The following is a 15918-nucleotide window of genomic DNA, read 5'->3' as shown; positions in this document are numbered from 1 at the left end:
GATCAGGCAATGTGTGTTATATAGCTTATGAAATATGTATGAAGCGTACAATGTTCGCACAACGAGGAGGTGATCTCAAGAATTATATACAGCCAGATAAAATTTTAGGGGGGTTCATATGGCAGATTTATCAAAAGTCGATTTTGCCTCAGATCAGCATTCGCTACTCAATCGACCTACCCGGATCAAGCGACGCTTTCTTCTCGCTTCTATCACTCTAGCCTTAACCCTTTCCTGGGGCGGGGAGGCGCTGGCTAGCGACGAGATCATTGACACTGAAACTCGTACCATCGCGGCGACGACAGCCTATCCAGGTCAACAGCTTATTGTCGGTTTGAACAACACGGGCGTGCTGACCGTTTCGGGTGGCGGAACGGTCGATAATAGGACCAGTACGATCGGATACAACGCTGGCAGCAATGGTACGGTGATCGTCACCGGCACGGGTTCGACGTGGACGAATCCCGAAGATCTTGATGTCGGTGGGAGCGGTACGGGCACGCTGACCATTTCGGATGGCGGAAAGGTCAACAATCAGAACGGCACGATTGGACACTACGCCGGCAGTACTGGTACGGTGACCGTCACCGGCACCGATTCAACGTGGACGAATAGCAATGAACTCGTCGTCGGCTGGAGCAGCACAGGCACGCTGACCATTGAGAATGGCGGAACGGTCAGCAGTACGAACGGCTTTCTCGGAGCCCGCGACGGCGGCAACGGCACGGTGACTGTCACCGGCGCTGGTTCAACGTGGAACAACAGCAAACAACTCATCCTCGGTTACGTCGATCCGAGCGGCAGTTCAACGGGTGTACTGACCATTGAGAATGGCGGAACGGTCATCAATACGGATGCCCGTATCGGACTTAGCGCTGGCAGCACTGGCACGGTGACCGTCACCGGCGCTGGCTCGACGTTGACCGATAACGGCACCAGCCTTCGTGTCGGCCGGGATGGCACGGGCACGCTGACCATCGCGGAGGGCGGCCTTGTGACAGTCGGCACGGAGACGAACGGTGCGTATAGCGGCACCCTCGCCATTGCTTTTAGTACCGGATCAACTGGCACAGTGAATATCGGCGCTGCTTCCGGTTCCGCTGCCGTCGCAGCGGGAACGCTCAAGGCGGCAGCGGTCGAATTCGGCTCTGGCACCGGTAAGCTGGTGTTCAACCATACAAGCACCAATTACTCCCTTGGAGCCAACATCTCCGGCGCAGGACAGATTATTGCCGAAAACGGCGTAACAACACTCACCGGCAACAACACTTATACCGGCGGCACAACCATTTCTGGCGGCACGCTTGCAGGTATCGCCACCAGCTTCGGCAGCGGTGCGATCGCCAACAACAGTGCTCTCATCGTCGATGGCAGCGGGACCCTGACGAATACGGTCTCCGGGTCGGGCAGCTTCACCAAGACCGGCAGCGGAACGCTGGCGCTCACTGGCAACAATACTTATACCGGCGGTACGACTATCTCTGGCGGCACGCTTTCCGTCACAACCGATAACCTGATGGGTAATGTTGTCAACAACGCCACGCTGCTAATCGATCAGGACACGGATGGCACGTTTGCCGGCAATATCTCCGGCTCTGGCGATCTCGTAAAGGATGGCACCGGCACGGTGAACATGGCCGGTACTCTGACCTATACTGGAGCGACAACAGTGCTCAACGGTCAGCTCGTCGGCAATACGACGGCTCTTGGCGGTTCCGTTGCGAATAATGGACAGGTTGCGTTTGATCAGTCGTTCGCTGGTACATATAACAATGTTATTTCCGGTACTGGGAGCCTGCTAAAGAATGGAACCGGCACCGTTATTCTCACCAATGATAATACCTATACTGGCGGCACGACCATTTCCGGCGGTACGCTGCAAGTTGGCAATGGCGGAACTACGGGGTCGATCACCGGCGATGTTGTCAATAACGGCGTTCTGGCATTCGATCGTTCCGATGGCGTGACCTTGAGTGGACAGATCACAGGAGCAGGCGCGATCCGGCAGCTCGGATCGGGCTTGGTATCGTTAACGGGCAATAGTGGAACGTTCACAGGTACGACCACGGTAGAGGCGGGCTCCCTGAAAGTGAACGGGACGCTGGGCGGCGTGCTGGATATCCAGACAAGTGGCCGCCTTCAGGGCACCGGCACGGTCGGCAACCTCACCATGAACGGGGTAATTGCACCTGGCAACTCAATTGGCACGCTCAATGTTGCAGGTGATATCACGTTCAATACGGGCTCAGTCTACGAAGTCGAGACGAATGCGGCGGGACAAGCTGACAGGATCAACGCATCGGGCACAGCCACGATCAATGGCGGCTCAGTTCAGGTCTTGGCCGCAACAGGTAACTACGCACCAGCGACAACCTACACCATCCTGTCAGCCACTAACGGCGTGAGCGGCACGTTCACGGACGGTGTGACCTCAAACCTGGCCTTCCTCGATCCGTCGCTCTCCTACGATACAAATAATGTCTATCTGCGCCTGACACGTAATGATGTAACCTTTGACGGGATAGGGTTAACGCCGAACCAGATCACCGCCGGCAAAGGAACGGAGAGTCTCACCCTCGGCAATTCCATTTATGACGCCGTGCTAAACCTGTCATCAGATCAGGCGCGTCACGCCTTCGACCAGCTTTCGGGTGAACTCCATGCATCGGTTGCGACAACATTGATTGAAGACAGCCGTTTCGTACGCAATGCGATGAACGACCGACTGAGGGTGAAAGCAAACGCACCCGGTGCCTGGAGCCAGGCATTCGGGTCGTGGGGCCATACCAGCAGTAACGGCAATGCGGCCAAGATGGATCGCTCGACAGGCGGCTTCCTGTTTGGCTCAGATATTCCGGCGTCCGACACCTGGCGGTTCGGCGCAGTCGCAGGCTACAGTCATACAAGCTTTGACGTGAAGGCTCGTAATTCTTCAGGATCGAGCGATAACTACCATCTGGGACTTTATGGCGGCTCGGACTGGGGGCAGCTCGGGTTCCGTTCGGGGTTGGCTTATACCTGGCATAATATTGACACGACGCGCAGCGTGATGTTCCCCGGCTTCTCGGATCGACTGAGCGGCGGTTACCATGCCGGGACGTTCCAAGCGTTCTCAGAGTTAAGCTACGGGACCGAAAAGGGTGTTACGAAGCTCGAACCGTTCGTCAATCTGTCCTATGTGAACTTCGATGCCAACAGTCTACGCGAGAGCGGCGGTGCGGCAGCACTCAACGGATCGGGAGTGTCAATGGATACGCTGTTCACAACGCTCGGCCTTCGTACTACAGCCAGTGTCAATTTGGGCAAAAAAGCGGTGACAGCGCGGAGCCTGTTGGGCTGGCGTCACGCCTATGGTGACACAATCCCAACGGCGACCATGAGCTATGCTTCGGGTTCGAGCGCGTTCACGCTGGGCGGCGTACCCATCGCCCGCGACGCCGCTGTGGTCGAGGCAGGTCTTGACTTCACGCTTTCGCCGACCAAAACGCTCGCCATCTCCTACAACGGGCAGTTCGCCAACCATCTCGTTGATCAATCTTTCAAAGCTAACCTCAGCATGAAGTTCTGAGACCTTGAGGATAAATAATGCGGTTGGTTTTAAGTCCACCAATAAGATGATAAGGTAATGTGTTTTAGGTTTTTTGAAGGGCAATGAGGGCAGACCTCATTGCCTTTTCCTGCACCGTTTGACCTGATACGGAGAACCGTACCACTGGTAACGGCGAGAAATCACTCATTATATAAGTAGATACAAAAATAATCGAAGTTCCTGCAGAATGTTCTAAATAATTTGCAGGAACTTTGTATTTTTACGGTAAATTTATTAGTTGTTATCTTATAGGACTTTTGGACTCAATAGAACCGTCCCTGTGAGTCTTATCCCAATGGTAACGGTGAAAAATGGCCTCAATCCTTCAAAATGCGGGGATGGGGGCGTTTTTTTCGCGTACCTAAGCGAGAAATATAAGTGCCCTGATTGCCCTACGAATGTGGAAAGTAAATGCAGCTTTGGGACGGAGTTGTTGGCATCGGTTTTCAACACTGCCGACTTTCCCGTTGACATTGTTGAAAACTGATGCGTAACCCAGTATAATTTAGATGTTATGGCTTGACTGCTCATTATAAGAATAAGTAATCAGGCTCGACTACCGATTTTTAAATGGTATTCACACTTGGCGAATAATGTGAAGTATTAGATTAAGTAGATAGGCGGATACGTTATGAAAATTTCCAAGAAAGATGCGTTGATATGGTTTGATTTTTTTTCACAATTGCCTGAGGAAGAGGAAATTAGTATAAAACATGAAGAAATAATTTACTCTACTTTTGCGCAAATTGAGGCAGCAATTGATCATAGAAATGATATGTTGATGTCGGAAATTCGAAGTTTAAAAACTTTGGAAAATAGGACTTTTTTTGTAGGAAATGAAAGCAAATTCCCCAAAGGATGCCGTTCTTGTCTGTTGGGTACTGGTTTGAGTGCAATTAGGAAAACGAACAAATGTAATTTAGAGTGTAAGTTCTGTTATAATTATGGCGAACTAGAAGACATTCATCCAGTTGGCGAAGGTATGTGGGAAATTGGCGGCACAAAATTTTACGAGAAGGATATTGATTTGCTTCTTTCCATTTATCAAAAACCCACTGGCATTTCCTACGTTTTTTTAGAACCTTTTATGGAAATTGAAAAATACTATTCGATTATAAAGAGATTTAGTGATGCTCATATTTATCAACATTTATACACAAATGGCACTTTGGCGACAGAAGAGACATTGAAAGCATTAGGTGAAGCCGGACTTAATGAGATACGTTTCAACCTAGGTGCTTCTAATTGTTCGGACAAAGTAATTAAAAATATTGGCTTAGCGAAAAAATATATTAAAAGTGTAGGTATCGAAACTCCAATGACTCCTGAGTTTTTCGAAGTGTTCTTTAAGAAAAGGCAAGCAATCTTCGATACAAAACTCGATTTTATCAATTGTGCGGAATTGCATTTAAATGAGAATAACATAAACAATTATTATGGGGAAAATATGTATATTTCCCGACATGGCTATATATCTCCAATCTGGAGTAGGGAATTAACTCTGAAATTCATGAAAATAGCTGATGAAGGAAACTGGGATTTAGCAGTTCATGATTGTTCAAACTACACAAAGTTTGCAAGAGGGTTAAATTTGAGCAACAAAGCAGGCATGCTGTTCGGATCCAGTAATTATGCCTGTGAATTTTCTATGATTCCATACGAAATATTTATACCAATACTGAATGATGACAATTTCAAATTTATAAATGAAGAAGAATTGCCTGACGACTATAAACCGGAAATTATAGATTTTTAGAATGATGTGTCAGTTAGCCAATACTCTAAACCAAACAGAAGGTTTGAAAACGTCATGAGAGGAATGGTTTTCCCCTTTTTTATTAATGAAAATTAATACCCCGTTGAATTCTTAGCGCTGAAAGACGGCGCTAAAAGGATCGTTTGAACTAAAAAATTCGCCGTTTAACCCGATACGGAGAGCCGTATCACTGGTAACGACGAAAAATGGCCTCAATCCTCGATATAACAGGGGATTGGGGCATTTGTCTTTGATAAATAAAATCAATATGTTGTAGCTTAAAATGCAGCAAGTATTATTAATGTTGCTTTACCCACTATTTCAACTCAATTGAAGGTTATGTTGTTTATTGTGCAGTGGATCGCTGTTTCCTACCTGCCGGCTATTGCCAGTCTGGTGCTGATCTTTGGCCGACTGGCTGACAAATGGTGGATTACAAGAATAGCTTGCTTGGGGAGATCCTGGTGTCCGGTATGAATTATTTAGTTATTAAGTGATAAAATAGTTATGTTACCAAGGAAACATAACTTATCAATCAATACACAATCTACAGAACAACCGTTGATAAGGAGGAGAGAGGAAAGATGAAAATCATCGGATTTATCGCAAGTCCGCGAAAGGAAGGCAATACCGCCTGGATAGTAAACAAAATACTCGAAGGTGCGAAAGAACAGGGCGCCGAAACTCAATCCTGGTATTTCAGCGATCTTGATATCAAACCGTGCTTGAGTTGTTATGGCTGCAAACAGGGCGATCAGGGTTGTATTATCAACGACGATATGCAGAAACTTTATAATGCGCTGGAGCATGCCGATGCCCTTGTTCTCGGCTCGCCGGTTTACATGGGGCAGATGAGTGCCCAGGCGAAGATATTCACCGACAGGTTGTTTGCGCAATTCTCTCCGCGATTCTCGCCGTATTTCAAAGAAAATGCGAAAAAAAAGCTGGTTCTTGTGTTTACTCAGGGTAATCCTGACGCCGGCCTGTTCCAGTTGTATTTTGATTATACGAAAAACATGTTTCAGTTGCTGGAATTTGATGTTAAAGAGGTACAGATCGTTGCCGGTATGCGAAATGAACCGGCGCATGAAAGAAAACATCTGCACACTGTCATGAAGGATATCGGTTCATCGTTGGTTACGGAACGATTCACGGAATAATGAGGATTTTGCAATTGCGGATAAGCAGGGGTATACTTTGGTTTTCTGTGATGTGCGAAATATCTGCTGTTGAGTTCCCCGGGTTGCCTCTCGGCTTCCGCACTCTGGGATGTTTTTTTTTATTGTTTTTGTACAAAATATTATTGGGATATACTGTACGGGTCAACATTTTATCATGGAGGAGTTATTATGGAAACAAGACAAGAGACAAAACGTGATATGTTGGAAAAAGGTGCTGTATTGCAACGGGACAAAAAAACCTATGCTGTGGCACCGCATATACCCGGAGGGGTTATTTTAGATTTCAATTTGATGCGTAAAATTGTGGATGTTGCGGAAAGGTATGGCGCCCAGGCTTTAAAACTCACAAGTGCGCAGCGCATTGCCATTGTCGGCATTGAGGAAGATAAGATTGACCAGGTGTGGGAAGATCTGGGCATGAAAAAAGGACATGCTATTGGTTTGTGCGTACGCAGCATAAAAATTTGTCCGGCAACCCATTTCTGTAAACGGGCCCAACAGGATGCTGTAACATTGGGTTTTGAGCTGGATGAAAAATATCATGGTATGGATTTACCATCTAAATTTAAAATGAGTGTTGCTGGCTGTGCAAATTCTTGTAGTGAACCAGCGGTCAGGGATTTAGGAATTATGGGTACTCCAAAAGGATACACAATCATGATTGGCGGTAATGCTGGCATCAAACCGCGGCTGGCTAACATATTAGCTGAAAATGTGCCGCAAGAGGATGTTTTGCCGTTAGTTGATAAGATTATTAATTATTATAAAGAACATGCAAAGAGTTATGAACGTCTAGGAAATGTAATTGATCGTCTCGGATTTGAAAAGGTCAAGCAGGAGTTATCCAATTAAGAAATAGCAAGAAATGAGCTGATTTAAATGAGTAAAGGGGCGGTTCCTGCGAGTCTCGTTTAGAATTCGCCGTTTGACCCGATATGGAGAACCGTACCTTTTTACACGAATCATATCTTTATCACTGGTAATGGCTCAAAGAGGCTCAGCCAAATGTATTTGGGTGGGCCTTTTTGGTTCTTCAGAGCAGTTCGTAGATCTGGCAGTCAGTCTTATCTGGGATCTGGGACGGAATAAAGAATTCATGGAAGCTATTAGTGATAGGTGGGATGTAATATTTATCATGAAGCGCGGTTGCGCCATCATTACAATTTGAACAGCGGCTGAATATCCGCCAGAATAACCTTCAAGCGCTTTCTGTCGTATTCATCCAGCGGAATGCCGCCGCCTGTTCTTGCATAGGTATTTTCAATAATACCTCGCCGGTAAAGCACTTCTTTGTGCAAACAAACCACATGCAGGGAGGCCATGCTGATAAATGGCAGCATGGTATTGAAAAGCCGATTGGCGCCTTCCATATCGCCGCCCTCCAGCATATTCCAAAGATCGACATATAAATCGATAACAGCACAGGCCGGCATTGTGCCGTCCAAGCCCCGGGCATATTCGTCCATAATATAGATCGCGCCTTTTCCCCCATGCACTGCTTTCAGCTTATTACCGGTCAAAGATCTGATTTTTGTAATGTTATGTCCGGCCGGCACGCATTCTTCCTTGACATAATGAGTTGAGTTGGTTGCATTCACAATCCTGGCAATTAACTCCGGGCTCATTTGCGTACCGAGAGGCGGCATATCATTTTGAATCCATACAGGCCTTCCCCCGGCTATCTCGTCAATTACCTGGTAATACTGCACAATCTCGTCAGGAGAAGCTTTTTTAACATAAGGAGGAAAGGCAATAAGAGAGTCTGCCCCGGCCGCAACCGCATATTTGGCATGATAAGCCGCATGCTCTAATGAAGTGCCGGCAACACCTGCTATAACCGGCACTTTGCCGGCCACTTCATTCACCGTGATTTCTACTACTTGCCGGCGTTCTTCATCGGTCAGGCTATAAAACTCACTTGAATTTACCGGCGTCACAACTCCATGCGAACCTGCCCTGAGACAAAAGCGGATAATATTTCGCAAGCCTGTTTCATCCAAATCACCGGTATTCTGAAACGGGGTTGTTATAATCGGGAATACACCGCGCATATTTACATTCATTCAGGTAGCTCCTTATATACAAAGTAGTGGAATTCTTTGTTAACTGGCTAATCCCATTTTGATCAATATTTCTTTAAGAATGCCCAGATTAGCGCTTGTACAGGGGCCATTCGGCCTAATCGGAACGCCTGCATCAAATATCCGGTCAAGGTTATCAACCGGAGTAACCACCGGGACGATAGCGCCTTTAATAAAACTGACATCCATAACACGTCCTCCTTCTTGACTGATGTATGTTTACGGTACAACACCGGCGCATTGCTCCGTAAAAACAACCGGAAGCCGACAGATTTTTCCATTGTTGCAGTAATATGCCGTACCTGTTCCACTATTAATGCAAAAGTTGTGCCAATTAAAAAAGCATTAAATAGTGAACCCAGGCCATCTTTTTGACCATATTCTGGAGAAATTTATCGCAACTATTGCCGCTATAGTTGCCACAGTTGTTGCGCGTGAAATATTGGCTTGCTATAATAACAACTAAGGTTTTTACCATTCATGACAGTACCATATGTAAGCGGGGAGTAACGACAATGTCCAAAATAGCTTATATCGCTCCGGATAAGTACCTTTTTCTTAAGGGGAAAAAAATTATTCAAGAATTAGGCTTGACTGATACCGTAGATATTTATCTGACAAAATCAAATAACATTGCCGAACTGATCAGAGAACTTCAGAATAAGGACATTGATGTCCTCGTTACTCGCGGCGGAACAGCCAACTTGCTCATTGAGTCCAAGATCAGGATTCCGGTTCTTGAAATTGCCATTACGGCCCAGGATCTGGCCAAGGTATATAAAAAGGCAAAGCATATTACAGGATTGCCTAATCCCAGAATTACGGCAATCGGCTTTAACAATACCATCAAGGCCGTCGCTATGTTTGCCGAGATTCTGGATATCCGGCTGACAGCCCAACTGTTAGAAAAAACGGGTGATATCTCCCGGAAAATTCACGAACTGTCCCCTGACAGCACTGACATTGTCATCGGTGGGGCCAATACGGTAATTCAAGCCCGGAAAAAAGGCCTGAAGGCGGTATATATTCATACCGGCAGTTTCGCATTCCAGTCAGCCTTTCTAGAGGCAAAAAGGATTGCTCTGGCCCGCCAGCTTGAAAAAGAAAAAGCACAGGAGTTTAAAGCATTAGTCGATTATTCTTTGGAAGGCATAATTTATATCAATCGGGAAAAGGTCATTACCATATTCAATCATGCGGCTGAGAAACTGTTGGATTGCTCTGCGCAAAAAGTGCTGGGAGCACAAATTGACTCGGTCCTCCAAATCCAGAACCTGAATACCTGTCTGTTCGACGGAAAAGAAATCTTCGGGCAAATTGTCAAAATCGGCGATCGCTGGATAACCAGCAATCTAGGACCAATCCAAGTTGGTCAGTCGATTATCGGCATTGTTATCACGTTTCAAGATGTTACCCGTATTCAGGAAACAGAGGCAAAAATTCGTAATGAAGTATTTGCCAAACAATTTATTGCCAAATATCATTTGGAGGATATCCTGGGAGAATCCGACAAAATATGTGAAAGTAAAAGGATTGCCCAGGAGATTGCTCCGCTTGATGCTACCGTATTGATTGTCGGCGAAACGGGTACCGGCAAAGAATTGTTCGCACAAAGCATTCATAATATGAGTCGGCGGAGAAACGGTCCCTTTGTGGCTGTCAACTGTGCCGCCTTGCCTGCCAATTTGCTGGAAAGCGAATTATTCGGGTATGTCGAAGGCGCTTTTACGGGAGCAACCAGAAAGGGGAAACCGGGGTTGTTTGAAATGGCTCATCGGGGCACCATTTTTCTGGATGAAATAACTGAAATGGATAAATACGGACAAACCCGCCTTTTGCGGGTATTGCAGGAAAAACAGGTTATGCGCCTGGGAGACGACAAATATATTCCGATTGACGTCCGGATTATTGCCGCAACCAATCAGAATTTAAAAGAAGCCGTCCGCAACGGGCATTTTCGCCAGGATCTGTTATATCGCCTGAAAGTACTGACGATAAACCTGCCGCCGTTGCGCATAAGACAAGGCGATATTCACCATCTTGCACGGCATTTTATGGACTATTATTTACAGCGTCATCATAAGCAAATTGAATTTCCCGCCAAAGCCTATGACGCTTTGACCGCTTATGACTGGCCGGGTAACGTCCGGGAATTAAAGTTTTTTATGGAAAGGCTGGTAGCCACCGCCCGAAATTCGTCTGTTATTACGGAACAGGTAATTTACAATTATTTAGAAGACAGGGAATATGAGCCGGCAGTTCCCTCGTCAATCGATAAGGAGACTGCAGTTATGCAGGAAAAAATTCTGGCTTCTTTAAAACAAACCAATTTTAATATTACAAAAGCAGCTAAAATATTAGGGATTGACAGAAGCACCCTTCACCGCTGGCTCAAAATTTATAACATAGAAGTGAAGAAAACATACTAGCAGCTCGTCACTACTGCAGAGCCTGAAATAATTGAGGCATATGGCAAACTTATGCAATGGGCTGCGACCGAAACAAGATTTAAGCCGCAGGCGAGAGTATTTGTCTCTGTCACAAAATTTTCTGTGCCCGAGACTATCCCTAAAACTGTGTAAACCTCCAAGCTGGTGTAAAATAGAAGCACCGAACTTGGAGGTTTTATTTATGGCCAAAAGAAAAATTACCCCGGAACGCCGCAAGAGAAAGAAAGGACAATTTTAGAAAATGGCTTGGAGGGCGAATTAGTGGCCCCTCCGAGGGCTGGAAGACTTTAAATAGTATCTTTCCTCATCACCTTGTAAAAGTGTCCCATTTTATTAGTTCGCGGACTTCTTCGCCATCCAGCGTATTATTTTTTAATAGCGCACTCGCGATATGATGGAGTTCATCGATATGGTTTCGGATAATTTCCTCTGTTTCACCATAAGCACCTTTGATAATGTCGCGAATTTCTGCATCGATGCTGAATGAAATTTCTTCGCTATGGGTACGCTTGCGGGCAATATCCCGCCCTAAAAAAACCTCTTCACCCTGCCCGTAAATAATAGGCCCGATTGTTTTTCCCATACCATAATCGCAGACCATTTTCCGAGCAATATCGGCAGCCTGCTTAAGGTCATTCTGGGCCCCGGTGCTGATTTCATTCAATACAACGCATTCGGCAACCCGGCCGCCGAGAAAGACTTTTATTTTATCAATGAGTTCGGACTGGGTTATGAAATAGCGGTCTTCCCGCGGAATCGTAAGAGTATAACCGCCAGCAACTCCGCGGTGGATTATCGAAACCTTGTGAAGCGGGTCGGCGTGCTCTAAAAGTAGTGTTACCAAAGCATGGCCAGCTTCGTGATAAGCGGCGATCATTCTGTCTCTCTCGCTCATAACCAGGCTCTTTCTTTCCGGACCGGCGATAACAAGGTCTATCGCTTCTTCCAAATCGGTCATAGTAATCCGGTTTTTACACGAACGAACGGCAAGAATCGCCGACTGGTTTACGAGGTTGCCGATATCGGCTCCGGTAAAACCGGCAGTGCGGCGGGATATGATCTCTAGATCAACATCTTCGGCTAAAGGTTTACCCATCGTATGCACTTTTAAGATTTCCACACGGCCTTTGGCATCCGGTTTGTCTACAAGAATCCGACGGTCAAAACGCCCTGGACGCAGGAGTGCCGGATCAAGAATGTCCGGACGGTTAGTTGCGGCGATAATAATAATACTTTGTGAGGCGTTAAAGCCATCCATTTCGACTAAAAGCTGGTTAAGTGTCTGTTCACGTTCATCGTGTCCGCCCCCTAATCCCGTCCCGCGTTCCCGGCCAACAGCATCAATCTCATCGATAAATACAATGCTTGGAGTTTTTTTTCTGGCTTGTTTGAAAAGGTCGCGAACTCTGGAGGCGCCTACACCAACGAACATTTCCACGAACTCCGATGCACTTGTACTGAAAAACGGCACTCCGGCCTCGCCGGCTACTGCGCGGGCCAGAAGGGTTTTGCCCGTGCCCGGAGGTCCGTAAAGTAATATTCCTTTCGGAACTTTCGCCCCGATTTCACGAAATTTTTTGGGGTGCTTGAGAAATTCTATAATTTCCTCCATATCTTGCTTTGCTTCCACTGCTCCGGCGACATCCTTAAAGGATACGGGGCTTTTTTTGTCATTTTTACGCAATTTAGCTTGGCTTATTCTGTTTGCCATTTGAATGACTACACCCTTTCTTGGATGTTATTGTTTTAGAAAATTAATTATCGTCATTACCGGAGGTATCTATTGCCAAAACTGCAATCTTCCGGTGGTTTCCATGAAGGACACCACCACATTATTGACAAGCATGCAGCACCTCCTTTGTATTTAGTATATGAATTACCTGGTAGATGTGACATAACATTGAACCATATCTGTAACTTTACAGGCAACTCGGATAGATGACGGAGAAATACGTCGCAGGATTATACATCAGGTCAATGGGTGTGAGCCCACGAGAATGGTTTCTGGATAAGGTGAGAGGGATGCCATGCTGAGAAAATTAAAAGAGGCAGGATTATCGATTCGGCAGATCGAAAGAATAACCGGCATAGCACGAGGCGTTGTGACAAGAAGCTGACGGAAAAGGAACGTCCCTAATTGTCCCGTCATTATTGTAATAGTAGTACATTCTTACGGAGGAAAATATATGTCGATTATTCTTGTAATGTTCATCATGGGGCTTATGCTTGGCTTTGTCGGCGCCGGAGGAGCGGGAGTCGTCATTGCTGTGCTGTCTGTAGTGTTTGGTATCCCGCTTCATACCGCACTGGGGACATCGCTGGGGGCGATGGTGTTTACGACAGTTTCAGGCACGTATAGCCATTACCGGGAGAATAACGTCGTCGTAAAATGCGGGGTTGCTGTCGGCATATTTGGTGCTGTAGGGGCGTTTGGGGGAGCAAAATTCGCGGGTTTGCTGCCGGCCGGTGACCTAAAATGGTTGACTGCCGGGATGCTGTTTGTATCGGCGATCTTGCTTGCGATCAGGGTTTATTTCCCTGAATGGATATACTCCTTTGCGAAAGGAGTATCGTCGCCAGCCGGGGCAAAGTTCTGGGGTGCCGCCGGCGGGGTGGGTATAGTCTCGGGAATTATGTCCGGTACCTTCGGGATAGGCGGCATGCCGTTTATTTTAATCGGGCTGTTAACTGTTTTTAACATGCCAGTTCACCAGGCGGCGGGCACAACCATGCTCATTTCTTTGCCTATTGCCCTTTTCGGTGGAATAGGTTATCTTATTAACGGCCACTTGGATTTTAGCCTATTAACTAAGGTTGTTGCCGGGCTGATGACCGGAACCTATATTGGTGCGAAGTTTACTAGACGGTTACCGCCCGTTATTTTAAAAACCACCATGGTAGCCATTCCGGTGATCGGTGGGCTTTTATTGCTATTCGGAACAGTGCGCTAGCAGCGGGTTGGAGAAAGAAGAGCCATCTGGAATCCTCGGGTTATTATCTAAGAAACAGCCCTGATTGTCACCTCAGGGTGCAAGGGAAATTTTTTATCTGAAGTTGACGAAAAGGGAATGTCCCTATTTGTCCTATTTGTCATGCGGTAAGACTAAAGGCACATAATAGCGTTCGGGCAAATGGGCTCCACCAATGGTAAGTGAGCCCCGCTAGAATTCAGAATCGACAAACTCTACTGCTAAAAATAGTTATTATTGACAGGTAGATATGAAAATAATTAATAACTTATATGTTGTTATATCATTTGACACCATAATATGGAAAGTGTATACTATGAATCATAGCAAATAACGCTCGACAAAAAAATAAATCCAAAAGCAATGGCGCTTTAAGGAGATATCCTTGAGCGCTTTTTTCTGTGGAAGAAACAGTGAATTAGCATCAAGGATGGGGTTATTTTTTTCTCGATAAAAGGGATGAAATCATGATTGCAGATTTGGCATTTAAGAATGTATTCGTACACACTGAACATGGTATGGTGAAAGCCGGAGTTGCAGTTAAAGCTGGCAAAATAATTGCTATTGCTAACGATGAATATTTACCGGAAGCTAAGGAAGTGATTGACGGCAAAGGGCAGCATCTTTTACCAGGCGGCGTTGATCCGCATGTCCATTTCCGTGATCCCAGCAAAAATGAACGGGAAACATTTATGACCGGGAGTATGGCGGCAGCAGCGGGCGGGGTTACAACCGTATGTGAACATCCAATTTCTATGCCGCCTCCCTATTCACCGGAACTTCTTAAGAGAAGAATTGAAATAGCGGATCGTCAGTCATTGGTTGATTTTGCTTTTTTTGGGGCGGCAGGGGCTGATAAGCTCGCAGAGATTCCCAAAGTGGCACAGGAAAGCATTATTGCTTTTAAAACTTTCTTTCATGAACCTCCTGAAGGTCGTGACAAAGAGTTTACTGGTCTTACAATGGCCAATGATGCAAAAATTTTTGAAGGGTTTCAAGCAGTGGCTAAGACCGGCAAGATCTTAGCAATTCATGCCGAGAATAATGACATTATTTCTAGTCTGATTAAGAAACTTCGAGCGCAAAGTAAGGTAAGTGGCATAAATCATGCTGAGTCTCGTCCCCCGGTTTCTGAAATTGAGTCGGTAGCAAAGGTGTTATGTTTAGCAGAAGCAACAGGAGCGCGCGTCCAACTATGCCACATTTCTACAGGCGAAGCGGCTGAACTTGTTAAGCAAGCTAAAAGTCGCGGGCAGGAAGTTTATTTAGAGACTTGTCCGCATTACCTGTTATTAAATGAACAGGCTTTGGAAAAGTTTGGGCCTTATGCTAAATGTAATCCGCCGCTGAGAAAACAAGTGATTGTCGATGAACTATGGAAGTATGTTCAAGATGGTACCGTTGATTTGATCGGCAGTGATCATGGGCCTTTCTTGACAGAAGAAAAGGAAACGGGATATAAGGATATTTTTATTGCGCCAGCGGGTTTTCCGGGAATTGACTTGAGACTTCCGCTTATGCTGACTGCTGTTAAACAAGGCAAACTGACTTTAGAGAGAGTCATTGAGCTCATTAGTACCAACCCGGCTAAAATCTACGGTCTTTATCCGCAAAAAGGTGCTATTCGGATTGGGGCAGATGCTGACTTTGTTCTGGTTGATTTAGAAAAAGAGTTTGTAGTGGACAGAAAGAAAGGTTATTCAAAATCTAGTGATATCGCCAGAGTATATGACGGGTGGACTTTGACTGGATTACCAATGATGACTACTGTGCGCGGTAAAATCGTTATGAAAGATGGCATTGTTTCTGAAGAGAACGAAGCTTGGGGCCAGCTAGTTTCACCCAAAATATAATAATCGCTAAGTCAATGAAGACTTCACTAACATTAGTGA

The 15918-nt window shown here is 46.0% G+C and carries 9 protein-coding genes and 1 pseudogene; 7 read left to right on the top strand and 3 right to left on the bottom strand.

Going from position 1 to position 15918, the window contains the following annotated elements:
- Nucleotides 1-118 precede the first annotated feature (118 nt).
- The 4 genes from SATMO3_RS27475 to SATMO3_RS27460 all read left to right on the top strand — a co-directional run bounded on the left by SATMO3_RS27475 (nt 119) and on the right by SATMO3_RS27460 (nt 7378).
- On the top strand, nt 119-3568 hold the full coding sequence (locus SATMO3_RS27475; protein WP_371373853.1) for an autotransporter domain-containing protein: 3450 nt from the start codon (nt 119-121) through the stop codon (nt 3566-3568).
- Between the two features lie 652 nt (nt 3569-4220).
- Complete coding sequence (locus tag SATMO3_RS27470) at nt 4221-5345, top strand: radical SAM protein (RefSeq protein ID WP_371373850.1); 1125 nt, start codon at nt 4221-4223, stop codon at nt 5343-5345.
- Nucleotides 5346-5929: 584 nt separating this feature from the next.
- Nucleotides 5930-6505, top strand: a complete 576-nt coding sequence (locus SATMO3_RS27465) for a flavodoxin family protein (protein ID WP_371373847.1) — start codon at nt 5930-5932, stop codon at nt 6503-6505.
- Between the two features lie 189 nt (nt 6506-6694).
- A complete protein-coding gene (locus SATMO3_RS27460; RefSeq protein ID WP_371373844.1) occupies nt 6695-7378 on the top strand; it encodes an NAD(P)/FAD-dependent oxidoreductase in 684 nt (227 codons plus the stop codon).
- A gap of 305 nt (nt 7379-7683) precedes the next feature.
- Here SATMO3_RS27460 and SATMO3_RS27455 read toward each other — a convergent pair whose 3' ends face one another.
- Both SATMO3_RS27455 and SATMO3_RS27450 read right to left on the bottom strand, forming a co-directional pair.
- Nucleotides 7684-8589 carry a dihydrodipicolinate synthase family protein gene (locus SATMO3_RS27455; RefSeq protein ID WP_371373841.1) on the bottom strand — a complete coding sequence of 302 codons (906 nt, stop codon included), beginning with the start codon at nt 8587-8589 and terminating at the stop codon, nt 7684-7686.
- A gap of 39 nt (nt 8590-8628) precedes the next feature.
- Complete coding sequence (locus SATMO3_RS27450) at nt 8629-8796, bottom strand: hypothetical protein (RefSeq protein ID WP_371373839.1); 168 nt, start codon at nt 8794-8796, stop codon at nt 8629-8631.
- A 326-nt stretch (nt 8797-9122) separates the two neighbouring features.
- Here SATMO3_RS27450 and SATMO3_RS27445 point away from each other — a divergent pair, with 326 nt between their 5' ends.
- A complete protein-coding gene (locus tag SATMO3_RS27445; protein ID WP_371373836.1) occupies nt 9123-11036 on the top strand; it encodes a sigma 54-interacting transcriptional regulator in 1914 nt (637 codons plus the stop codon).
- Nucleotides 11037-11364: 328 nt separating this feature from the next.
- On the opposite strand, the pseudogene ftsH reads toward SATMO3_RS27445, so the two are convergent.
- Nucleotides 11365-12753 (bottom strand): annotated as a pseudogene (gene ftsH, locus SATMO3_RS27440) (ATP-dependent zinc metalloprotease FtsH); the annotation flags it as partial.
- A gap of 490 nt (nt 12754-13243) precedes the next feature.
- Here ftsH and SATMO3_RS27435 point away from each other — a divergent pair.
- Both SATMO3_RS27435 and allB read left to right on the top strand, forming a co-directional pair.
- The gene (locus SATMO3_RS27435; protein ID WP_371373834.1) at nt 13244-14008 is read left to right on the top strand and encodes a sulfite exporter TauE/SafE family protein; all 765 of its coding nucleotides are present in this window, start codon (nt 13244-13246) and stop codon (nt 14006-14008) included.
- Between the two features lie 485 nt (nt 14009-14493).
- Nucleotides 14494-15879 (top strand): allantoinase AllB, encoded by a 1386-nt coding sequence (gene allB / locus SATMO3_RS27430; RefSeq protein WP_371373832.1) that lies wholly within the window; start codon nt 14494-14496, stop codon nt 15877-15879.
- The last annotated feature ends 39 nt before the right edge of the window (nt 15880-15918 follow it).

The sequence above is a fragment of the Sporomusa aerivorans genome (genome assembly GCF_041428895.1).
In the GTDB taxonomy this organism is placed as follows: domain Bacteria; phylum Bacillota; class Negativicutes; order Sporomusales; family Sporomusaceae; genus Sporomusa; species Sporomusa aerivorans.
Note: the sequence above shows the minus strand (reverse complement) of the source record. Positions and strands in the feature narration are given on the sequence as shown.